We start from the raw sequence: 25001 nt of genomic DNA, 5'->3' as shown, positions 1-25001 counted from the left end.
TAAAATAATATTATTTTAACACAAAAAAAATACAATCATTGTCTGTAAACATTCATGTACTGTCATGGACAAGGAATAAGTATAATAACGGCAATAAGCTCAGTACTTATAAACTAATATGATAGTTTTACGGCTAATTAATCATTTTAATTAGCCGTATTTCACTTAGTCAATTTCTATCTAAAAATCTTTCCATTCGCTTCTAGCTCTTTATACTTCTCAATATACTTCTTATCAAGTGTTTCCGAATCTTTGTACTTTATACGTAATTGAGCCAATTTTTGATGTAATTCTTTCTTTACTGCTGCATACTTAGGATCATTATAAACATTTTTCATTTCGTTTTTATCGTTGGTACGGTCATATAATTCCCATTCATCAATGTCATAATAAAAGTGAATAAGCTTATATTTTTCGGTTACGATACCATAATGGCGTTTCACCATATGAACACTGGGGTATTCGTAATAATGATAGTAGGCGGCATCTCTGAAGTTTTTGCCATTTCCTTTAAAAATCGGTATCAAGCTTTCGCCTTGCATATCGCTTGGGGCTTTAATTCCTGCCGCCTCAAGGAACGTTTGTGCAAAGTCGAGGTTCTGTACCATTTGTGTATTTTTAGTGCCTGGTTTGATAGCTGTTGGCCATTTCACCAAAAGTGGCGTTTTGAACGATTCATCGAAGATAAAACGCTTATCAAACCAACCATGTTCACCCAAATAAAAACCTTGATCTGAAGTATAAACCACAATTGTGTTTTCTTCTAAGTTATTTTGTTTTAAAAAGTCTAGCACCTGTCCTACACCTTCATCTACCGAAGCTATACATCCCAAATAATCTTGCATGTATCTTTGATAGCGCCATTGCATTTTCTCTTTTTCGCTCATTGAAGGAAACTTTTTAACAAATTCCTCATTCATTTTCCCGTAGGCTTCATCCCAAGTTTTTCGTTGCTCTGGGTTCATACGCCCAACAGTACTGTTATAAAAACGAATATCATAAGGATGCGATTCTTTAATGCCCAACTTTTGCATATTTTCTGGAAATACTTTCGAATCTCCAGCCCAATTCATGTGCGTAAGCAAATTCATTTCTGCTTCTTTGGAAGCTCTACCCCTACCCTCATAATTATCAAAAAGAGTAGCTGGTTCAGGAAAAGTTTTATTCAAATATTCTTTGAAATGGCGTTCAGCAGGCAACCATTCACGGTGTGGTGCTTTGTGCAGATACGCAAGAAAAAATGGCTTATCTTCATCTCTTTCATTTTTGAGCCAATTGATTGTTAAATCTGTAATAATATCGGTTACATAACCCAATAGTTTCTTTTTACCTTCCTTTTTGGTAATAATGTCTGGATTGTAATAGTCGCCTTGGTCTGGTAAAATCTGAAATTCATCAAAGCCTTTTGGATTATTACCGAAATGTAATTTTCCAAACATGGCTGTCTGATAGCCATTTGCTTGAAGAATTTGCGGGAAAGTAATATTGGTGCTATCGAAAGGAAAATAATTATCAATTTTTCCATTGATATGGCTGTGCTTTCCCGTAAGAATTACTGCACGAGAAGGAGCACAAATTGAATTGGTAACGCAAGCATTAGTAAAAAGCATTCCCTCATTAGCGATTCTATCAATGTTGGGCGTTTGTGTCAGGCGTTTATCATAAGCTGAGATAGCTTGATAAGCGTGATCATCAGACATGATAAAAACAATATTTGGTTTCTTCTGTTTTTTGGGCTTGAAAGCAAAAAACGCAACAGCTACCGAGCTAATGAGTAGCAGTGTGATAAATATTTTTTTCATAGAGAAATTGTTAATGGATATTTTGAAATAGAGCAATGTAATGGGCTAATGTTTACAAAGAATCAAAATGATACAATAAAAGAATGAAAGTAGTACAAAATCTTATCAAATAAAAATAAAACATGAATTATTATAACTAAATCAATAATTTAGTTAGAGCATCGGTAATAATGCAATAAAAAAGGGACTTAAAAGTCCCTTTAAAATCCATTTTGTAATATCATTTATAGTCTCAGACCAAAACCTCCCAAGCTCCATTTCTTTGCAAAGTAATTTTTTGCTGAAATCTTTCAAAAAACCAATCTGTAAAAACTGATTCTTTCGTTCTATTCTCTTTTTCTAAAAGCTTCACTCCTACCGAACTGTTTAATGCTTCTTCATTCACAGAACCGTCTTTGTGAAGAAATAGATTTGAAAATAGTTTTTCAGAATATAAACTTCTTAATTCTTCCACAACTCCATGAAATACTTCATGCTTAGACGCAATGGCAAGCTGTTGTAAATAATCTAAAAACCATTGATTAAACTCTCCTTTCCAATATTTTTCAATTTCTTTACTCTTTAATTTCAATTCAGTATTTGGAACAACTGGTGAAATCTGAACAGTATTTGTTCCTTTCAATACATTTGGATTTTGTAAAGCCCAAGTAACAAAGCCAATTGGGTTATGAATATTCTTACCTTCAAGAATCAATTTATTGGTTTTACTGATTTCCTGTCTTACAGCTTCCATCCCATAAATATTAATCCATTGTTCCAATAAAGATTTGGTCATTCCTTCCCAATTTTTGGTCACATTCAGTAAATCATCCAATTCACCATCTGTACTAATTTCTTCGGCAATTTCTGGGAAGTATAACATTTTTCCCACGTCTTGCTTGTTTTTATTCGGCGTTATCCAAAAAGTTAAGGCTGTAACCGCTCTTCCTGTCTTTACTTCGTCGAAAGTAAATTTTATATCAGTAAATTCTTCAAGGTCTTCTTGTGCTTTTACTATGACTCTTTGTTTAAAATTGCCATAAAGTGGATATTTATCTACTACATCCAGCATTTCTTTCAATTCCTGAATTTTAATTTGCCTCTTCCCTATCGTTTCGTATTGTTTCAACAATTCGTAAATTCTGATGGAGAACGAACTTTGCAACTTCAAAATATTTCTTACATCATACATCAAAAACTGGCTTTGCAATTGAAGCAAGAAAGGTTTCATGTCTGGATGAAAAGAAATATCTAAATATTTGGCTGATTTTTCTTCTACAAAGCTTTTAACGCCTGTGGCTATATGTGTGAAGAGTTCCATTTTTCCATCTGGAGTATCCATCAATACTCTTATTTCTCGTCTTCCAAGGCGTTCTGCTCCTTGTTTGAGGTATTTATAGGAATGTCCGTCTTCTTGTAATTCAAAATCCTGAATTACTTCGTGTAGGTAAATTCGATATACTTTAAAATCTTCATCGTCTCGATGAATTTTCATTAACATTTTAGTAAAAACTCGCATTTCCCAAATGTCAAATCTATATTTCCCTTCTACCAAACGATTTGCCTTGCGAATAAGCCTGACAACATTGGTTTCTTTCTCTGTATTGCTATTATTTTTATCGTTTTTGTGCTTTTTCATTCTCTACAGAAATATTACAGGACGATTTTGGTAAATCTGTTATATTATCTAACAATTATAGCCTTTTTTTAGGTAATTCTGTTATAGTAACTAGGTAATTCTGTTATACTTCTCGGTAAATTTGTTATATTAACCGGTAAATTTGTTATATTTAAGCTCATAAGTATCTATTTATCAATTGGTTACGAAGCCCGAAAATACATTAAAATACATATAAAAGAATTAAAACAAACAAAGAGGAAAATTTTATTTTTGAATGTTGTCCATTTTTATTTTTTCTCTTTGTTTAAATGGCTATTATTTTAAATTATAGCCTTTATTTACTCTGAAATTGTTGAAATTTATAAGCAACTATAACAATTTTACCTAAATCTTTTGATTACTACTTATTTTTTAGAGGATTTTTAGGTTTTTAAAAATAATTTTCAACAATTTCAAATACTTTCTGAGTTTAATGGATAAGGTCTGTTATAATAACTAAAATGCAGGCTATCAATTCTGGTATTTTTGTTATAGTTGCTATTTTTTAGCGATTTTTAACATCCTTTAAAAGTGCAACGCTTGCACTTTTAGGAATTTTGTTATATTTACAACAAGTGAAGCCTTTTTACTTTGAATGAAAAGTGCAACGCTTGCACTTTTGGTATTTTTGTTATACTTCGAATTTGAACTGCAATTTTCTTATTTTCTGTGCTTTCCTAAAAGTGCAACACTTGCACTTTTAGGAATTTTGTTATAGTACAGATTTTAATTGATATATTTTTTTGATAAGTAAATCGCAATCTGATTCTTTAGCGATGTTATTGGCTAATTCAATAATCTGACTTCTTAATGTTTCTTTAGGAATAGTACTGGCAATAATTATTGGATTAGATTTTTCAGTTTTGCTGAAGATTTCATTTAAATCAGTAATTGATTCCAAGTCTATGTCTTTACGGTCTGCTAAAAGCTGAATTTGTTTTTTGCTTAAAGTAGAACCGCCACTCAATACTTGTTCTTGAAGTACTTTACTTAATTTCGATAAACCTTCCGCAAATTTGCCATCATTTTTAATAGTTCGGACACTGACGTTAAATTCATCCGCCAATTTCTCGGCAACATTTACAGGCTTACTGTCTTCGCCTTGTACTTGCAAAGCGACTCCTCTACTGCCTTTTTGAGTATTATATTTCAAACCACGCAAATAAGATTCTTCTTCAGGAGTAATATTTCGTCGTCCTAATTGTAAATCAATCATGAATTCTTTGACTTTCTCGATTGATTCAAAGATTTTAAGATTGATTTTAAACTCAATTTTGTTTTTCTGGCAAATCGCATAACGATTATGCCCATCAACTAACACATAAACCGTTCTATCAAGGTCATCTTGTTGAAGCTCTGTAGAAGTAGTTTCCCAAAGAATTAGCGCATCTTGGCAACCATGCGTAATCAAATTTTGCTCAAGCTGAGTAAATTGCTCTTGACTAAGCGGACGGATTAAATCTCTTAATTCATCAAGAATGACGATTGAACTTTTAATGCGTTCAACGTCATTAAAGCCACCAATAGGAGCGGGCTTTGGAATGTTGTGTATCGTGGCTACTTCTACTGCACGTTTTTTAAATATTTCTTTTTTTGATCCCATCTGCTTATTCGTTTGAAATTACTTCGTGAGCAAGTTCCATATAGGCTGTTGCTGCTTTTGATTTAGAATCGTATTGGAAAATATCCTGATTCATGTACTGGCTTTGTTTTAAAACCGTCGTATTTTCGATAACGCTCTTAAAAACAGGGATAGAAGGATATGTTTCTTGAACACTTTCCATCATTACTTGATGAATGGTTTGGTTTGGATGAACCATCGTGAATAAAAAACCTCGTACTTTCAAAGAAACATTCGTATATTCTCTAACAGCCGAAATCTTTTCTAGCAAATTCTTTACACCATTAAAAGCAGAAGATTCTGGCTGAATAGGAATAATACATTCAGTAGAAGCATTTAAAGCTGAAATCGTCATTAAGCTTAAAGAAGGAGGGCAGTCGAAAAGTATAAAATCGAATTGGTCGTTCAAAGCTTGAATCTTTTTAGCCAAACGCATTTCAGAACCTACTTCAGTAATCAGTTTTACTTCATAAGTAGCCATTTCAATATCTGATGGCGACAAAAACAAATTGGGTTCAATTTCAATGAGTGGGAGAGGGTCACGTGAAATTAACGAAGTAATTACTTGTTTTTCAGGTGAGTGTATTCCAAAACACTGAGATAAATTCCCCTGAGAATCCATATCAACCAATAAAACTCGGTATTTCAGCAAAGCAAGTGCTTTACCTAGGTTTATAGTTGAAGTAGTTTTCCCAACACCTCCTTTGTGATTAATAATGGCTATACTACGTGCTTTAGAGAAAGTAGCATCACTATAACCATAATTTCTCATGGCAATTTCCAGTTTTTCTAAGTGTTTGTTCGAGAATGCCTGAATACCTTCTAAAGCTTTGTAAATGGTAGTGGCAGGTATTTGTGCTTCTTTTTCTAGCTGAGTTCTATTGATAGAAGGGCGTGAAAATAGAAATTTACGGACAGTTTCAGTCGTAATCATTCGATTTGATATTTCAATTTTAACTTTTAGATAACAATAATCAAATATATAATAATTTATATATAAATAAAAGTAAAATATAAAAGTGTATATTTTTAAATGATAATTGTACTAAATTATAATGAAATAAGACTATTTTTAATGTGTAATGATTTGTGTTTTTTTGGAAAAGAATCTGATGAAATAATGGAAGAATAGGAGTGAACTTAATTTTGGCTAAGAAAAAAGCGGTCGAAATAACATTTCGACCGCTTTTGTAATTAATATACTGAAAAAATTTACGAAAATGGAAAGTTATTTTAGTATTAATTCCATCCGCCACCCAATGCCCGATAAGTATTCACAAGGGCATTCATTTGTTGCATTCTGGTTTCAATTAATTCCATTCTTGATTCTAATACATCACGCTGAGTTAGTAATACTTCCATATAATCAGCTCTGGCAGATTTAAACAACTTGAGCGATATGGCTGTTGATTGCGTAAGTGCCTGTACCTGATTGTTTTTCATCGTATAGTTTTTCTCCAAATTATCAATATTCGATAACTGGTTAGCTACTTCGATATAAGCATTCAAAATGGTACGTTCAAAATTGTAAACAGCTTGTATTTGCTTGGCATTGGCATTCTTGTAAGTTGCCGTAATGGCATTCTTATTAATCAATGGCCCTGCTAAATCGCCTGCCAAAGAAGACATTAATGTCTGAGGAATACTTGCCAAATAAATAGGATTGAATGAACGTAAACCCAAAGAAGCCGAAAGTCCTAAAGAGGGATAAAAATTAGCTTTAGCAACACTTATATCCAATTTTGCTGCCCCTAATTTGAATTCCGCTTGTCGAATATCTGGTCGGTTTTCTAACAATTGTGAAGGAATTCCCGCATATATTTTTGTAGGAACCAATTCATTAAAACGTTCTGAATTTCTTTGTACATGTTGCGGAAATCTTCCTACCAAGAAATTGATGCGGTTTTCAGTCTCAACAATATTTTGTTGAATTTTGTACTGCATACTTTTCGTTTTGAATACTTCGGCTTCAAACCTACGTACTGCCAATTCGCTTACTTTTGCAGCTTCTTTTTCTAATTTGATGATTGTTAAAGCATTGTTAAGAATATCAATGTTTTTTTGGATGATGTCCAATTGATTATCCAATGCCATCAACTCATAATAAGAGTTGGCAATTTCAGAAACAAGATTAGTAACCAGGAAATTTTTTCCTTCAACAGAAGCTAAGTAATTGGAAACAGCCACTTTTCTAGCATTACGAAGTTTGTGCCAAATATCTACTTCCCAACTAGCGAAAGCTCCTACATAACTATTTGGGAGTATTGCTGGCGTGGCCTTGCCAGGTTTTATTTCAGAAATCTCATCGCTGGCACCTTGACTGGTGTATCTTGATGTTTTTTCAACGCCAGTACCACCGCCAAGCTTCACGAAAGGCAAGTATTCTCCTTTTCTTGCCATGATTTCGTTCTGAGAAATTTCAATTTCTTGTAACGTAATGTTTAATTCCTGATTGTTGTGCAAGGCAGTATCAATCAAAGCGGATAAATAAGGATCGGTAAAATACTGTTTCCAAGCAGTTTTGGCTGTATTGGTAGAGTCCTGAGCGTTATTAAAACGCTCAGGGGTGAATTTACTTTCCTTTTTTTCAACGATGCTAACGGGTACGACACAAGCCGAAACCGATAATGCTAAGACAAAGAATCCCAAGCATTGATGGGTGATTTTATTGCTTATTGTTTTCATTATTCTTCTTCGGGTTGAGGGAAATTGTCGATTGAGTGGACAAAATCTTCGGTTAATGAATCTTCATCTTCGTTTTTGATTAGCTTTCTACCTTCGGCTAAAGTTCCGAAAATATAATACAAGCCCGGCACAATAATTACTCCGAAAATTGTTCCGAAAAGCATACCGCCAAGTGCCGATGCACCAATGGTATGGTTTCCAATTGCTCCAGCACCATGTGCAAGTATCAGCGGAATCAAACCTGCGATGAAGGCGAAAGAAGTCATTAAAATTGGACGGAAACGTACTTTTGCTCCTTCGATAGCCGCTTCCATTACTGTAAAACCTTGTTTGTGCTTCATCATGGCAAATTCTACAATCAAAACTGCATTTTTCCCCAGCAAACCTACCAGCATCACAAGCCCTACTTGTGCATAAATATCATTTGCCAAGCCCATTAATTTGAGCAACAAAAACGAACCAAAAATACCCGCAGGCAATGAGAAAATTACTGATAATGGAATCAAGAAACTTTCATACTGTGCAGCCAAAACAAAGTAAACAAACACTACTACGATAAGGAAAATGTAAATGGCTTCATTTCCACGCAGCGTTTCGTCTTTTGAAAGTGCCGCCCAGTCGATATCAAATCCTTGTGGTAATGTTTCTTTGGCTACTTCTTGAATTACTTTAATTGCTTCACCACTACTGTATCCTTTAGCAGGAGCACCTCTGATGGCGGCGGTATTGTACATGTTGTAGTGGTTAATTTCGTTTGCACCTTGTACTTTTTTGATTCTCATAAAGGCTGAAAACGGCACCATTTCATCACGATTATTTTTTACGTACAATTTCAAAATATCCGTCGGAAGTCTTCTGTATTCTGGTGCAGATTGCACGAATACTTTAAAGAAACGTTGGAATTTGATAAAACCAAGTTCGTAAGTACTACCAATAAAAATCGACAAAGTATTCATGGCATTCCCGATAGAAACACCTTTTTGCATCGCCAATTGGTTATCTATTTCGATTTCATACTGTGGGTAATTAGCACTAAAGAAAGTAAACAAACCTGTTAGTTCTTTACGTTTCCCAAGTTCTTTCATGAAATCATTTTTAACGTTTTCCAACTGTTTATAATCTCCAGAATTGGTTTTATCTAACAATTGTAGGGCAAAACCTCCTGCTGCACCATAACCAGGCACTGCTGGCGGATCGAAAAATTCGATGGTCGCTCCCGGTATTTCTTTGGCTCTTTCTTCGAGTTCATAAATAATTTCATTCACCGAGTGCTTGCGTTCTGACCAAGGTTTTAGGTTAATCAAACAAGTACCAGCGTTCGAGCCTCTACCTTCTGTCAATACTTCATAACCAGCGATTGAAGAAACCGATTGTACACCTTCTACTTTCTGAATGATTTCTTGGAGTTTTCCTGAAATATCATTTGTTCTTTCTAACGTTGAACCCGGAGGTGTTTGAATAATGGCGTAAATCATCCCTTGGTCTTCAGAAGGAATAAAGCCTGATGGAAGAATGGTAGTTATGCCAAAAATCCCTGCACTAAAGGCTAATAATATTCCGAAAGTAAGTACTCTTCGGTTTACAATTAATCTTAATAATCCAACATATTTACCCGTCAGTTTTTCAAAACCATTGTTGAAACTATCCAAAGCCCTATTCATCCACGTTTTCTTTCTTGGTTTTCCATGATTATTTTTCAAAATCATGGCACAAAGTACTGGCGTAAGCGTCAGGGCAACGAAACCTGAAATAACGATTGAAGTCGCCATCGTAATGGCAAATTGTCGATAGAAAATCCCAACCGGACCTGTCATAAAGGCTACTGGAACGAATACGGCTGTCATCAATAAAGTAATGGCAATTACCGCCCCGCTGATTTCTCCAATTACTTTTCTGACGGCATTATAAGGGGAGAGATGTTCCTCTTCCATCTTGGCATGAACCGCCTCGACGACGACAATCGCATCATCGACCACAATACCAATCGCTAACACAAGGGCAAAAAGTGTAATCATGTTGATAGTCAGCCCGAAAAGCTGCATAAACATAAATGCCCCAATCAAGGAAACAGGCACAGCAATCGTAGGAATTAACGTTGAACGCCAGTCACCCAAAAAGATAAATACCACCAATGCCACCAAAATAAAGGCATCTCGTAAAGTATGAATTACGTTTTCGGTAGAAGCATCCAAGAAATTAGAAACGTCATAACTGATTTCATAGTCCATACCAGGAGGGAAGGACTTTTTGAGTTGCTCCAACTGTGCTTTTACTTTTCCGATTACTTCACTGGCATTACTGCCATAAGTTTGTTTCAAGACAATCGCCGCTGATGGATTTCCGTTTAGGTTAGAATAAATATCATAATATTCACTGCCTAATTTTACTTCTGCTACATCTTTCAGGCGAAGAATTTCACCGTTTGGATTCGCTCTGATAATCACATTTTCGTATTCTTCGGGCTTGCTAAATCTGTCGGAATAAGCTAAAACGTACTCTAAAGCTTCCGAACGACTACCATCGCCTCTACCTATACGTCCTGCTTTTCCAATCACACTTTGGTCGTTAAGGGCTTCCATTACTTCATCTGGTGAAATATTGTAGGCTCTCATACGGTCTGGGTTTAACCAAACACGCATAGCATATTGACGGCTACCCAAAATTTTTGCTTGTCCCACACCATTAATCCTTTGTAATTCAGGAATCATGTTAATCCCTGCATAATTGAAAAGGAATTTCATGTTGGCGTTTTTGTCCTTACTGAACAAGTTAACGTACATCAACATACTTGGCATGATAGGCGTAATGACTACCCCTTCTCTTTGTACTAATGCTGGAAGTTTGTTTGTGACTTGTTGTACACGGTTTGAAACCTGCACTAAGGCTTCGTCGGGGTCTGTCCCCAAATTAAATACAATTTGAATATTTGCTTCGCCCGCACTGGTAGCATCGGAAGTCATGTATTTCATGCCCCAAGCACCATTAATGGATTGTTCCAAAGGAATAATCACTGATTCTGCCAGCGATTTGGCACTTGCACCTGGATAAGATGCAGAAACCATGACCATCGGAGGAGCAATTGAAGGAAACTGCGAAGTAGGCAGTGTCTTAATCGCCAGTACGCCCATAAAAATAATAACGAGCGATAATATGATGGCTAATACTGGTCTCTTGATGAATTTATTAAACATATTATTAGTTTTTTGAATCGTTATTACTACTCAGCATATACTCTTAAATTGGCAAGAACTTTTTGTGGTTCTTCGTAGTCATATACTATTTTAGTATTGTCTTTTACCTTACGAATTCCCTCAAGTAATATCTTGTCATTTGCTGAAATACCACTTTCAACTACATATAAATCAGGCATTTCAGCACTGATAGTGATTTCTTTTGAATGCACGATATTGTCTTTTCCTACCACAAAAACATACTTCTTTTCCAATACTTCAAAAGTGGCTTTTTGAGGAATAATCAAAGCATTTTTGAAAGGCACAACCATTTGTATATTACCAGTTTCACCATGACGTAATAATCCTTTTGGATTCGGGAATGTGGCTCTAAAAGCAATGTTACCTGTTTCGTTATTGAAATCAGCTTCAATGGTTTCCACTATGCCTTGATGGTCGAATAATTGATGATTTGCCATCGACAGGTTTACCGTCATCAGTTTATTGCCTTGTGTGGTGGATTTATAATTCAAATATTCAGCTTCTTGAACGTTGTAATAAACCCACATTTTACTATTGTCTGAAAGCGTTGTAAGTAAATCGCCTTCATTCAAAAGGCTTCCTAATCTTACTTGAAAATGGTCGATGATACCATCAAAAGGCGCTCTGATTTCGGTGAAACCAAGATGTACTTTAGCGACAGCTAACTCAGCTTTTGCTTTATCTAATTTGGCTTTTGCTAAGGCTAACTCGTTGCGTGATACGATGTTACTGTCTGCCAACAATTTTGTGTTTTTGTATTCAACTTCTACAAAATTGGCTTCTGCTTCTGCTTTTTGTACTTCTGCTTGGTATTGTACAGGTAGAATTTGAAATAAAAGCTGACCTTTTCTAACAAACTTACCTTCATCTACAAAAATTTGTTTTAAATAGCCTTTTTCTAATGCTCTTAGTTCGATGTGCTGAATAGCATGAATCTGACAAACATAATCATTCGTAACAGTAGTATCTTTTAGGATAGGACTGGTAACCAATAGCTTAGATTCTTCCTTTTTTTCTTCATCTTTTTTAGATTCACAGCTTGTATAGCACAACAAAGCACCCAAGCTCATGATGATGAGATTTTTTTTCATGATCATTTTCTTAAAATATATAGTTACGGAAATTTTAGAATGTATAGGGTACAATAAAAACGCATAGCGCTAATTGAAAGCCTATTAATGTGATAATGTGAGCAAAAATTGAATGAGGAGATGGTTAGTGCAATATCAGATTGTCACTAAAGTATTGGTATCATATTCTGAATACACTGAATACGATGAATAATTTGTAAAGAGGATAATGTGAAAAATGCTTACCGAAATGTAAGACTTGAGAAGTATTGAGGACTAAAAAAAGTTTTGCGTACCAATTATAAAAAGGGGCAGCAGCAACGTAAGGATTTACAGTATTTTTTTTCTGAGAAATACTGCTTTTCTCTTCATCTTCTTCGTGTTCTTCTTCATAATCATAAAATAAATTTTCACGATTATCAAATGAAACACTGGTGAAGATATTGGCAATTCCTTGGTGTTGATTGCCAAAAATAATGTGTTTATGAGGGGCAATAAAGGCACTTTCTCTGTTTGTTTTAGCACTTAGTTGATTACTTAGTGCCAACAAGAGAATGCTGATTGAGAAGAGATATTTTAATACTGCCTTTATCATCGACGGCTAAGGTAATCTACGTTGACTAATCATACAAAACTTTTAATCTTAAATTTTCAATTAATTGCAAAAGTTCTTTTATTTTTCATATATTATCATATATAATTTAAATAAAAGATTGTCTTGTTCAAAAAATAGGCTCAATTTTATGAAACAAATTTGCTTCAAAAATTGAGCCTAATGATTAGCGTTTTTTATCTCGGATGCGAAACGATACCTTATAATAGGCGAACCTCTTTTCAAACATTCAATAGCGTAAAAAGTATTTCCTTTTTTAGCCGTAGATTCAAATATTTTATGTTCAATCACTTGAATTTCAGCATCTTTAAAAACACCTAGGGAAAACTTTGTATCTTTTAATATTTAGGTAGTTTTTCGTTCATTCGGCTACTGATTATAATTATTTTAATATATTTGTCCTTGCAAATATAAATTACAATATTATAATTACAAGGATGATTGCGAGAAATAGCCAAGTTGAAATCATTGAATTGCTCGAAGAATTTCCAGCAGTAAGTATTTTGGGTCCCAGACAGGTTGGGAAAACAACCCTTGCCGAAGAAATAGCATCATCATTAAGTCCTGAACCGATTTATCTTGATTTGGAAAGCCCTATTGACCAAGCAAAGTTAAATGACCCAGAAGCCTATTTTGAATTACACAAGGGGAAACTTATTATTTTGGATGAAATTCAGCGTGTACCAGAACTATTTGCCATATTAAGAGGAGTGATTGACCGCCGAAGAAGGCAAGGTTTCAGAACTGCTCAATTCCTAATTTTAGGTTCTGCATCACTTGACCTTTTAAAACAGTCTTCGGAATCTTTGGCTGGAAGGATTGCTTACAAAGAATTGACAGGTCTGACAGCTTTAGAAGTTAATTCTCTAAGCCAAACCAGTATTGATATGCTTTGGCTTAAAGGTGGCTTTCCAGATAGTTTTCTTGCAAAAACAGACGCTGCCAGTTTTAGATGGCGACAAAACTTTATCAGTACTTATTTGGAAAGAGATATTCCACAATTGGGAACAAGGATTCCTGCTGTAACATTACGGAGGTTATGGACAATGTTGGCACATCATCAAGGAGGACAATTAAATACAGCACAATTAGGAGCAAGTTTGGGAATAACCATTCCAACTGTAAAAAGATATATTGAATTATTAGAAGATTTATTTCTTGTCAGAACTATTCTGCCGTGGTCTGGAAATGTTGGGAAAAGATTAGTCAAAACGCCCAAAGTATATATTCGTGATAGTGGACTGACTCATGCTTTGCTAAATCTTACTACGCAAGAGGATTTGTTGGGGCATCCAATTGTTGGGGCAAGTTGGGAAGGTTTCGTTATAGAAAATATCATTGCTTGCTTACCTCAAGGCGTATCATTCTGGTTTTACCGTACTTCAGCAGGGGCAGAAATAGATTTGGTCATTGAAATCAACAATCAAGAAAGATATGCCATTGAAATAAAACGGTCTTTAGCACCTACGGTTTCTAAAGGTTTTTATTTGGGCTGTGAAGACATAAAAGCTACAAAACGCTACGTAGTGTATCCCGGAAAAGAAAGCTACCCTTCTGCTGAAGGAGTCAAAACTATTTCCTTGGTAGATTTGATGAAAGAATTACAAGGTTAATTACGAGTTTAAAACTTTGAATATCAATTGGCTAACGATTTTAAACTCTTAAAATAATTTTGTACGAATACTTGAAACATGAATCATCTCTAATTTTTAAAATCAAAAAGCGGTCGGAAACTGAATTTCCGACCGCTTTTGGGTTTATAAGAAATAAATTTTGTGTAATGAAATTTCATAATTCATAACTCAAAATTCATATCTACCAATGTCTATCGCTTAAAATAATTCTTTCTCTTTTTCGCTTTTGCTGATTCGCTTTCACCGATGATTTTGTCGATGGCTGCTTGTTTTTGACTTTTTAACAATCGGTCAGCTAAATCTGGACGATTGAGTTTGTGCAAACGCTTACGAATCCAATCTTTAAATTCAGGTTTGTACCAGAAGAAGTAATTGTTCTGATTTTGCTTTTCTTCCTTCGTTTTGGCTGTTTTAATCGGCAATAAAGTATAAGGATGCACGCCAGAATAATAAATTACTTCGGCAACCGTCATCGGGGTAGGAGTGAAGTCTTGTACTTGTTCTAGTTGAAAACCTAAATCCTTCGTTTCAGCAGCAAGATTTGCCATATCTGCTTCTTCACAACCTGGGTGAGAAGAAATAAAGTATGGAATCAAAGGCTGTTTTAAGTTATGTTTTGCCTGAATGTTATCGTATTTTTCCTTGAATTTTCTGAAATACTTAAACGAAGGCTTACGCATTACTCGTAAAGTAGCATCTGAAGTATGTTCTGGAGCAACTTTCAAACGACCAGAAACGTGGCGAGTAACCAATTGTTCCATGTAAACATCATGGTTGCCATCTTGGTTATTTTTATTGAAATCATCCACCAATAAATCATAACGAACACCTGAACCTACAAACGCTTTTTTGACACTTGGGTGAGCATCTACTTTTTTATAGATTTCCGTCAAAGGAGTATGCGAAGTATCTAAATTCGAGCAAATGACAGGGTGAATACAACTTGGACTTTGGCAACGGTTACAAATCGATTCATCTTTTCCTTTCATTTGGTACATATTTGCCGAAGGACCGCCCAAATCTGAAATATAACCTTTGAATTCAGGATGTTTCACAATTTGATCAACCTCTTTCATGATTGATTTTTCACTTCGAGAAGCAATAAATTTACCCTGATGTGCCGAAATTGTACAGAAACTACATCCACCAAAACATCCACGGTGCATATTAATCGAGAACTTAATCATCTCGTAAGATGGAATTGGTCCTCTTTTTTTATACTTCGGATGTGGCATTCGAGTATAAGGTAAATCAAAAGAAATATCCATTTCTTTTTCCTCCATAGTTTTGAAAGGAGGATTAATTACCAATGTTTTATCAGCTACTTTCTGAATAATACGATTCGCTTGCCATTTATTCGATTCTACTTCTACTACTTTGAAATTGGCAGCGTATTTGAGTTTATCCTTCAAACAAATTTCATGACTTGAAATTTCAACAGTATCCCAATTATTGAACTCTCCAAGCGGTTCAGAAGCAGGTTGTAAGTAAGAAATCTGGTTGACATTACGAATAGTATCTAATGGAACACCTTGTTTTACCAAACGCAAAATCTCACGGAGTGGTTGTTCGCCCATCCCATAAACCAACATATCTGCTCCAGAATCGAATAGGATAGAAGGCAACAATTTATCTTGCCAGTAATCGTAATGCGTAACACGGCGAAGTGAAGCCTCAATACCGCCAATTAATACTGGAACATCGGGATAAAGCTCTTTTAAGATTTTGGTATAAACAGTAGTAGCATAATCAGGACGATAGCCCGCTTCGCCACCTGGCGTATATGAATCGTTTGAACGCAAACGTTTATTGGCAGTATAGTGATTCACCATCGAATCCATACAGCCAGCCGTTACGCCAAAGAAATATTTTGGTTTTCCTAATTTTTTAAAGTCACGTAAATCATCTTTCCAGTTAGGTTGAGCCACAATCGCAATTTTGAAACCCTCACTTTCGATGATACGCCCAATTACAGCCGTTCCAAAGGCAGGATGATCTACGTAGGCATCTCCCGAAATCAGAATTACATCCAATTCGTCCCATCCACGTTTTTCTACCTCTTTTTTGGTCAGAGGCAACCAGTCAGTTATTGGTCTTTCAATCATGATACAAAATTACACAAGAAAGGAATGATAAAAATCATTTTTTTTCAATAATTAAGCAGATACTGTTCTTAATTAACGGCTATTGAATTTATAATCAGCTTATTAACCAGAATTGTCTGTCAATTATAGCAAATACTTTATTCTTGTTATGCCAATAACTGTTTTGGAAGGAAATTTGTTTCGTGGACATTTACCAGAGTAATGAGCCATAGCTGAAAATCAGTTCATACTTAAATCTTTAAACTGAACAGGAGTAACGCCTACTACTTTTTTAAATAGTCGGGTAAAGTAGGGAGGGTTTTCAAAACCTAATTGATAGGCTGTTTCTGCAATGGTATTATCGCTACTCAAAAGCAGATTTTTAGCTTCATCAATCAAGTAAATATGGATATGGTCTAAAGCAGTTTTGCCAGTTTCTTGTTTTAACAAATCACTTAAATAACGAGCAGAAGTATTTAGTTCTGCCGCCATGGAACTAACGGTAGGTAAGCCTGTTATTTGTAATTGCCCACTTTCAAAATAATGATTCAATACTTTATTAAATTTAGAAACCATCGTTCCCGATAATGTCGTGCGGGTGATAAACTGTCTTTTATAAAAACGTTGTGCATATTTTAAGATGGAATCAAAATGTGTCAGAATGATTTCTTTACTAAATTCATCTTGATTGTTTTTATATTCAGCATCTATTTTATGATAGAGTTCCCATATCGTTTGTTCTTCTGAAGGCGATAAATGCAAGGCTTCGTTAGTTTCGTAATCAAAAAAATGATACTCCTTGATTTCGTTGTGTAGTCGATGACCCAACAGATAATCTTCATGAATAAAAATTACAAAAGATTTCTCCGACAATGCTACATTATTGATTTCTACAACTTGTCGTGGTTTTACAAAAGACATTGAACCATTATCGTGGTCATAATGGGTTTTACCATAGCTAAAAGTACCAGATTTGATTTTTTTGAATGAAATCATGTAAAAATCACCTGTGAATTTATTTCCTCCCCAAGAGCAAGTAGTGAGTTCCTGACAAGTCAGCAGACTCATCATTGGGTGTTCTGGTAAAGGATAACCACTTTTTTGATGTAATTCCGAAATCGTTTTATAATGGTTCATGCCTTTTGAGGGTTAAAATTTGATGGCTAATTTACCAATTGTTTTTCCTGATTCTAATTGCGTATGTGCTTTTTTCAAGACATCCGCTGATAATCCATGAAGTGTTTCTTTTAAAGTACCGACCAATACGCCTTCATCCAATAAATCAGCTACTTTATTCAAAACATGATGTTGCTCAATCATATCTTCAGTTTGGAACATTGAACGAGTGTACATTAATTCCCAAGAGAAACTAACACTTTTTGATTTGAGTTTATTCAGCAAAACAGGAACAGCGCTTCCTGTAATAGAAGCAATATGTCCTTGTGGTTTAATGAGTTCCGCCATGCTATCCCAATAAAAATTGGTATCTACAAAATCGAGGATAAAATCAACAAATTGGAAGCCTTCATTGCGTACTTCATTGACTAAATCTTGATGATTGACTACTACGTCTGCACCCATTTCTTTACACCAAGCAATGCTTTCAGGACGAGAAGCCGTTGCAATCACTGTTAAGCCAAGTAATTTTTTGGCTAATTGTATCGCAATTGAACCCACACCACCAGCACCACCGATGATTAAAATGCTTTTGCCTTTATCTTTTTCAAGACTCAATCGCATTCTATCAAATAAAATTTCCCATGCAGTTAAGGCGGTCAATGGAATCACAGCCGAAGCTTCGTCGCTCAAAGTACTTGGTTTTTTGCCTACAATTCTTTCATCAATTACTTGATATTCAGCATTAGAACCTTGTTTAGTGAGGTCACCCGCATAATAAACTTCATCACCCACTTTGAATAAGCTAACATTTTCACCGATAGCTTCTACCGTACCCACGGCATCCCAACCAATGATTTTTGGCTGTTCTAAAACCGTATCTTTGGCTGCACTCTGTCTGATTTTAAAATCTACAGGATTCACCGAAATCGCCCTGATTTTTACCAATAATTGATGTTGTACTGGAACGGGTTTATCTGTTTCAAAGTCAATAAAACTATTTTCTTCTACGATAGGAAGAGAGCTTTTAAATCCAACTGCTTTCATGGTTATCTGTTTTTTGGAGCTTATAGCTTATAAGTTATTCCGAATTTTCAATAATTTCAAATAAAGCGGTCAAAGAACTAATTTTGATTGCTTTATTATGATTGATGGGCAACGAATTCCTACTGTTTGAGCGATAGCGAGTTTAGGAATTCTTGATTTTCTTTTGTTACTTTTCTTGTATCAAGACAAGAAAAGTAAGGACTATACAATAATAATAAGTAGAATAACCTATCAATTCATCCACTAAACGCACTATTTTGTGAGAAAATTCGGGAAGACTTATGTTAAGATTCTAACGAATTTTTATGCTGATATGTTCAGCTACTTGCCATGAGCTGTAGTACTTACTTCTTTCCAAGCATCCCATGTAGCTAAACGTTGCTCATAAACTGCTTTGGCAACAGGATAACCAATTTTACCCAAGAAAAGACGCAATGGAGGCGTTGGACTGTTCACTAATGCCAAAACAGCATCAACAGTAGCACTCGGAACGCCATAATTATCAGGATTATAAGTACTTTGGAAAGCAGTTTTCATCTCATCATAAGCCTCAATACTTGCTGATTGTGCTGATGAAGCACCTGCCCAATCGGTTTCGTAACCGTTAGGTTCAATCAAAGTAACCTTAATCCCGAAACCACTTACTTCGCTCGCTAAAGTTTCTGTTAAACCTTCAACGGCAAATTTTGAAGCATTGTAAAGTCCTAAAGTTGGTAAGGTAAAGATGCCCAAGACGCTACTTACTTGGATGATATGCCCACTTTTTTGTGTACGCATATACGGTAAAACGGCTTGCGTTACCCAAAGTAAACCGAAGAAATTTACTTCCATTTGTTGTCTAGCTTCTTGTTCTGAAGCCTCTTCTACCGCTCCAAACAAACCATAACCTGCATTATTAATCAATACATCAATTTGTCCGAAATGTGCATGTGCTTTTGAAACGACTTCAAAAACTTGTTCACGATTGGTAACATCTAATTGTAACGGAAGGATTTGACTTCCAAATTCTTCAGATAAATCTGCTAAATCTTGTAGGTTTCTGGCAGTAGCAATTACGTTATCGCCATTTTGTAAAAATGCTTTTGCCCATATTTTCCCGAATCCACGAGAAGCACCTGTAATTAAAATCGTCTTTGTCATATTTTTGTTTTTTTTTGATGTGACAAAGTTAAGCGACGCCTTTCCGCTAAGGCTTATACAAAAGTCTGTACTTATGATACAAAATGACGTAGCACTTGTTTGGCTATATTCTGACCTACAACATAAATAACCCTGAGTGAAACTCAGGGAAGATGAGGAAAGCATAGGAACAAACAAGTTCCTTGTATAGAGGGGAGAACTACTTTTTTCTTAATATCCATAGTAGTGTAATTTATTAATATTCCCAGTCTGCGTGGCTAACGGGTAAAGTATTTAATTCGCTTTTCAGTTGTTTCCAATTAGGTAAAAAGGTATCCATATAATAAAGAAACCTATCGTTATGATGTCTCTCTAATAAATGTACCATTTCATGAACAATAATATACTCTAAACAATTGATGGGTTTCTTGGCTAATTCAAGATTCAACCATATCCGTTTTTTCTCGATATTGCAAGTTCCCCATTTTGTTTTCATTTGCTTTACTTGCCAATCTTCTACTTGCACGCCCATACGTTTTTCCCAGATGTCAATAATGGGCTGAACCAGTTTTTTTAATTCTGTTCTATACCATTCATTCAATATGGCTTGACGTTGCTGAATACTCGTATCAGGTCGTACATATAATTCTAAGTAAGTTCTATTCTTTAAAAGAACTTTGTTGGGGGCTTCATGTTCTATTACTTTCAATAAATACCTTTTCCCTTGATAATAGTGACTTTCACGAGTTTTATATATTCTGGGACTTTGTCTTTCTTGCTTGGCGAAATTGCGTTGGTGACGTTTTATCCATCCCAATTTTGAGATAGCAAAAAGCCTTACAGCTTCGTCATCTATATTAAGTGGTGCGGCTATTCTTACTCTACCTGTTGGTGGATAAACAGACAGGTGCATATTCTTAATGTTTTTCCGAACAACATCAATTGTGAAATCACTTAAATTTATCTGGTACATTTTAGTATTCTCTTTGATTTAACACTAACTCAAAAATTCTTTTTACCTCTGTATCATCTGTTATTCCAGCACTATGCAATGTTTGTTTGATGATGATTTCTACTTTCCTTTTTTTGATATGTGTACCTCTCCAATCATCATCTTTTGTTTTACGTATTTTATCATCAAGTAAAATGGCTAAATCCTCATTCTTATCTAAGTTGTCATATAATGCTTGCTTAGGTTTAGTGTCTAACTTTTCAGGGTATGTCTTTTTTGCGTTTGGATAAAACTGTTGAGCTAAATCTTCATAATGTTTTAATAACTCTTCGTAATTAATTGCTCCTTCCTTTCGGAGTCTAACAAGTTCTAAGAGTAAAAGACTCATCTTTTCATAATAGGCTGGATTGACAGGCATTTCCTGTATAATCGTTCTACGCATATTATTTTCAATGGTCTCACTCATAGATGTCCTATTGCCTTGAATACCTTGCGGTAATTGTTGAACTGCCTCATCTATACCACTTTCTACTATTAGTTGTAAGAGCGTTGCCTCGCCTAAATTTGATAATACTCTACTGGGGTCGGCTGTTAGGTACATATCCAACATCTGACGCATATCTGGCTCAAATTGCTTTAAGTCAATATAATCTCCACTATAATGCTTGATACTATTCCGTAATTCTGTATAATAATTTACTTGTTGTTTGATTTCTTGAGCCTCTTTTTCAGAGTAACCAGCCTCAATAATTTCGGCAGCAATATTGTTGTAAGCTCTAATTAATGCTACTACCAATTTATAAAAAGTTAGTCGTTTGTCTTCTTTTGATTTTAAGTCGTCTTTGTTTGATGGGTCGCCACAGAAAAAGTGATAATACTGTTCATTTTCTTTAGGAACGTCAACTTCTAAACATAATTGATACAAAGATTCCAGTGCATCCTCTAGGCGTTCTTTAGCTTTTACCAAACGGTCAGTTAATAATCCTTGAATGTCTTCGGGTTCAAAATCATCAAAGGCATCTGAAGTATAATCGTGTATAGATTGATTTAGACTGTCAAATAAATCTTGATAGTCAATGATATAGCCAAATTCTTTAAAATAGGGGTCACTTTCTTCTTCTTTACCCAAACGATTGGTTCTACAAATTGCTTGAAAAAGCCCGTGGTCTTGCATTTTTTTGTCAATGTACAAATACGTACAGTGTACGGCATCAAAGCCTGTTAAGAGCTTATCAACTACTATCAAAAGTTGCATATTGGCTGGCTCTTTCTTGAATTTTTCTTTCGCAAATGCCTCAAAACTATCTGCTTCTTTAAAATTATAATCTCTGAGCATCCTTTGATAAATCTCAAACTGCTCTCTTTTCTGTGTTTCTCCGTTTCCTGTTTCTTCTAATTTAATGCTGTTTTCATTAGGCACAAAACTGGTAATGATGGCACATTTTTTTAAGCCAAAACTCTGAAAGAGTTCATAGAAACGACAAGCTTCATAAATACTTCTGGCTACTAAAATAGCGTTGCCTCTGCCATTTTTTAAGCGTGGTTTGCTGAGAAAGTCTTTTTTAATATCAAAAACTATTCGCTCTAAACGGCTCTTTGTACTCAATACTTTTTGCATAGTTCCCCATTGCTGTTTGAGTTCAGCCTTGGGGAGGTCGTTCATGCCTTTAGTAACTAATTCAAACCACTCATCAATGCCTTTTTGGTCTAATACGTGCTGGTCAACATCACGTGCTTCATATAATAAATCTAATACAACTCCATCTTTTACAGCTTCATCAAATTTGTAGGTATGAATATATCGCCCAAAAATTTCTAAGCTTTTCTTTTTATCTCTTTTAAGAAGTGGCGTGCCTGTAAAGCCGATGAAAATTGTGTTTTCTGGCAATAGTTTTTTCATGGCATCGTGTAGGTCGCCACTTTGTGTACGATGACATTCATCAATAAAAACAATAAACTGACCCACTGGTCGGCAATCAGTAGCATATTGAAGCTCTTTTACAAATTGATTGGCTGTACTTTCGTCTTTATTTCCAAATTTATGAACCAGACTACACAATAGACGTGGAGAAGGGGCATTGAGTTTACTAATTAAATCGGCTCCGCTTTTAGTTCGTACAATGCTTTCGCCTACGCCCACAAATACACCTTCAATCTGCTCGTCTAATTCTGTGCGGTCGGTTACAATTAGCAACCTTTGGTCTGTTCCCATTGGTTTGTTTTCTAATATCCATTTGGCTAACCAAACCATTGTTAAACTCTTGCCACTGCCTTGTGTATGCCAAATAATACCGCCTTCTTGTCGGTTGATATATTTCTGTGCTTCCTTGATACCAAAATATTGGTTTGGGCGACACAACTTTTTAACGCCTCCATCAAAAATGATAAAATTGTTTACAACTTCCAATAATCGCTTTTTATTACAAAATTGAAGGATGTGCTTGTCTAAAATTATTTCATCCGAACGATAACCATCATTATCTTCTTTCCATTTCAAAAAGTATTTTTCTTGGGTAAGGCTGGTGCCATAATACAAACCATTACTATCATTACCCGCTAAGACTAACTGAATGGTAGAGAAAAAAGGTTTGATAAAAAGATGGCTATGATTGGCTAAATTTTGACGGATGGCATCACTCACAGGAATACTTGCCCTTTTTAATTCTAATACACCAATGGCGATACCATTGATATAGAGTACGATGTCTGGTCTTTTTGTTTTTTCGCCTCTGATAGTTACTTCTTCGGCTATGGAAAAATGATTTTTCTCGGGGTTTTCCCAATCAATAAAATGCACTGTTTCGGGCTTGCTCAGGGCTTCCACTTTTTGGGCAGTGCCATACCTGAGCATTGAATAAACAGCTTTATTGATAGTATAGAGGTCGTCGGAAGAATTCATATTGGCTTCTTTTTTAAGAGCAAATAGGGCTTTACTAAGCAATTCATCGCTATACTGTGTTTGTAGATACTTCCTGAGTTCGCTTTCTTCAATATTGCTATTGTTTTCTCGCTCTTCCCAATTACCTAAATAAGCATAGCCCAATTGTTCTTGAAATAAGCGAACGATTCTGTTTTGGGTACTGCGTTCATTGCTTCCGACTTTCATTGTTAAAAAGGTTTTTAATGGTTTGTATCACTATTAATGGTATGCAAAAAGGCTTAAATCAATCTTATCTTTCCAGTAAGTAAATTCTGCATCATTCCTTGCTTGATATTCCTATATTTCTCTAATTTAGTTTCCAATGATTGGATTTGTGAATCCATATCACCTAATATTTTAGCTATGTAAATTTGCTCATTGATATTTGGCACGCTAACTTCAATTTGTTTTATTTTATTAGGACTTATCTCTAAAAATGTACTTCCACTTGCATTTTGCAATAAAACATTTTTTAAAGTTGTGAGTAAATAATATATAAATTCATTGTTATATCCATCTTTTGCAATTAAAGATTGAAAACCTTGATTTGTACACGCTTCATTCATTAAAATTCCTATGTCTCCTATACTTGCTCTTGCTGTTAGCAAAACAGTTCCTTTAGGTAACATTTTGCCTGAACAATTTATAAATCCTTCTTTTGTGATTTTCCTTAAACTTTCATAAATATATTTTTTATCCCCTATTTCTGTTGGGGTAAACCAGTTTATTGTTCCATTCCAATAGCTTGAAACAAAAGTACTTGGTGTTCCACCGCCCACAACATTTGCAATCTCCCCCAAAGTCTTCACTTCCCAACTCTCTTTAGGTTGAAGTAATTGTTGCATAGCACCTTGTTTGATATTTCGCTTTTTAGCAATTAGCGTTTCTAAGCTACCTATCAAAGCATCTGCATCAGATAAGGCTGTTGCTATGGCTGTTTGTTCGGCTAAAGGAGGTATTACAAAGTTGAATGTAACAAAATCCTTTTGATACAAATGTTGAATAGTTGAGCCTGCAACAAGTTGATTTAAGAAATTATCAAAATAAAATGACTTTAATATATAAAATAGGAAATGAGGTAAATATGCGTTGTTTTTGGGTCTTATTACAAAAACACCACTATTAAGTGTTGCTGGAAGTGTTAATTTATCAACGAAGGCAACTTTGCCAATTGTCCCATCTTTGGTAACTAAAATATCATTATCTCTTAATTGGATATTTCTATCTTGTGTATATCTGATTTCTTCAACAAAATGGCAAGTTTCCCATTTGATTTTACCATCAAAAAAATCAGTACCAGTTACTAAATAAAAATTGCCTATTTTTAAATATTCTGAGGTTGTTAATCCTTGCCAACCAATTCTTGCTTTTAGAGTTGAATTAGTTAGCATATTCCCAATTTCCCAATCTTCAGGAATAATGCCAATTTCTGTCTGTTTATAAGTATGTACTACGGTGTTATTCATTTTTATAATTTGTTTTAGCCT

Annotated in this window: 16 protein-coding genes; 1 reads left to right on the top strand and 15 read right to left on the bottom strand. The window is 35.0% G+C overall.

Annotated features, from left to right (window positions below; genetic code table 11):
- Nucleotides 1–176 precede the first annotated feature (176 nt).
- The 8 genes from VB776_RS10060 to VB776_RS10025 form a co-directional block, all read right to left on the bottom strand.
- On the bottom strand, nucleotides 177–1802 hold the full coding sequence (locus VB776_RS10060; RefSeq protein ID WP_323328592.1) for a sulfatase family protein: 1626 nt from the start codon (nucleotides 1800–1802) through the stop codon (nucleotides 177–179).
- A gap of 232 nt (nucleotides 1803–2034) precedes the next feature.
- The gene (locus tag VB776_RS10055) at nucleotides 2035–3420 is read right to left on the bottom strand and encodes a replication initiation protein (RefSeq protein ID WP_323328590.1); all 1386 of its coding nucleotides are present in this window, start codon (nucleotides 3418–3420) and stop codon (nucleotides 2035–2037) included.
- Nucleotides 3421–4153: 733 nt separating this feature from the next.
- Nucleotides 4154–5044: a hypothetical protein gene (locus VB776_RS10050; protein ID WP_323328588.1), complete on the bottom strand. Its 891-nt coding sequence runs from the start codon at nucleotides 5042–5044 to the stop codon at nucleotides 4154–4156.
- A 4-nt stretch (nucleotides 5045–5048) separates the two neighbouring features.
- Nucleotides 5049–5996: a ParA family protein gene (locus tag VB776_RS10045; protein ID WP_323328586.1), complete on the bottom strand. Its 948-nt coding sequence runs from the start codon at nucleotides 5994–5996 to the stop codon at nucleotides 5049–5051.
- Between the two features lie 305 nt (nucleotides 5997–6301).
- Nucleotides 6302–7747 carry a TolC family protein gene (locus VB776_RS10040; protein WP_323328584.1) on the bottom strand — a complete coding sequence of 482 codons (1446 nt, stop codon included), beginning with the start codon at nucleotides 7745–7747 and terminating at the stop codon, nucleotides 6302–6304.
- Nucleotides 7747–10938 carry an efflux RND transporter permease subunit gene (locus VB776_RS10035; protein WP_323328582.1) on the bottom strand — a complete coding sequence of 1064 codons (3192 nt, stop codon included), beginning with the start codon at nucleotides 10936–10938 and terminating at the stop codon, nucleotides 7747–7749. The genes VB776_RS10040 and VB776_RS10035 overlap by 1 nt, the downstream gene beginning before the upstream one ends.
- Nucleotides 10939–10964: 26 nt before the next feature.
- Nucleotides 10965–12050 carry an efflux RND transporter periplasmic adaptor subunit gene (locus tag VB776_RS10030; protein WP_323328580.1) on the bottom strand — a complete coding sequence of 362 codons (1086 nt, stop codon included), beginning with the start codon at nucleotides 12048–12050 and terminating at the stop codon, nucleotides 10965–10967.
- 160 nt (nucleotides 12051–12210) lie between these two features.
- Nucleotides 12211–12624 carry a hypothetical protein gene (locus VB776_RS10025; protein ID WP_323328578.1) on the bottom strand — a complete coding sequence of 138 codons (414 nt, stop codon included), beginning with the start codon at nucleotides 12622–12624 and terminating at the stop codon, nucleotides 12211–12213.
- 455 nt (nucleotides 12625–13079) lie between these two features.
- Here VB776_RS10025 and VB776_RS10020 point away from each other — a divergent pair, with 455 nt between their 5' ends.
- Nucleotides 13080–14255, top strand: coding sequence for an ATP-binding protein (locus tag VB776_RS10020; protein WP_323328576.1), 1176 nt, complete (start codon nucleotides 13080–13082; stop codon nucleotides 14253–14255).
- A 212-nt stretch (nucleotides 14256–14467) separates the two neighbouring features.
- Here the strand turns inward: VB776_RS10020 and VB776_RS10015 are convergent, their stop codons facing one another.
- The 7 genes from VB776_RS10015 to VB776_RS09985 form a co-directional block, all read right to left on the bottom strand.
- The gene (locus VB776_RS10015; protein ID WP_323328574.1) at nucleotides 14468–16381 is read right to left on the bottom strand and encodes a YgiQ family radical SAM protein; all 1914 of its coding nucleotides are present in this window, start codon (nucleotides 16379–16381) and stop codon (nucleotides 14468–14470) included.
- Nucleotides 16382–16600: 219 nt separating this feature from the next.
- The gene (locus tag VB776_RS10010) at nucleotides 16601–17497 is read right to left on the bottom strand and encodes a helix-turn-helix domain-containing protein (protein WP_323328572.1); all 897 of its coding nucleotides are present in this window, start codon (nucleotides 17495–17497) and stop codon (nucleotides 16601–16603) included.
- 12 nt (nucleotides 17498–17509) lie between these two features.
- Nucleotides 17510–18523, bottom strand: coding sequence for a zinc-binding alcohol dehydrogenase family protein (locus VB776_RS10005; RefSeq protein WP_323328570.1), 1014 nt, complete (start codon nucleotides 18521–18523; stop codon nucleotides 17510–17512).
- 321 nt (nucleotides 18524–18844) lie between these two features.
- Nucleotides 18845–19663 (bottom strand): SDR family NAD(P)-dependent oxidoreductase, encoded by an 819-nt coding sequence (locus tag VB776_RS10000; protein ID WP_323328568.1) that lies wholly within the window; start codon nucleotides 19661–19663, stop codon nucleotides 18845–18847.
- Nucleotides 19664–19898: 235 nt separating this feature from the next.
- Complete coding sequence (locus tag VB776_RS09995; RefSeq protein WP_323328566.1) at nucleotides 19899–20615, bottom strand: M48 family metallopeptidase; 717 nt, start codon at nucleotides 20613–20615, stop codon at nucleotides 19899–19901.
- A gap of 1 nt (nucleotide 20616) precedes the next feature.
- On the bottom strand, nucleotides 20617–23700 hold the full coding sequence (locus VB776_RS09990; RefSeq protein WP_323328564.1) for a type I restriction endonuclease subunit R: 3084 nt from the start codon (nucleotides 23698–23700) through the stop codon (nucleotides 20617–20619).
- A gap of 53 nt (nucleotides 23701–23753) precedes the next feature.
- Nucleotides 23754–24980: a restriction endonuclease subunit S gene (locus VB776_RS09985; protein ID WP_323328562.1), complete on the bottom strand. Its 1227-nt coding sequence runs from the start codon at nucleotides 24978–24980 to the stop codon at nucleotides 23754–23756.
- Nucleotides 24981–25001: the final 21 nt, after the last annotated feature.

It is taken from the genome of Arcicella gelida (assembly GCF_034931025.1).
Taxonomy (GTDB): Bacteria; Bacteroidota; Bacteroidia; order Cytophagales; family Spirosomataceae; genus Arcicella; species Arcicella gelida.
This window is presented reverse-complemented; position numbering and strand designations above follow the sequence as displayed.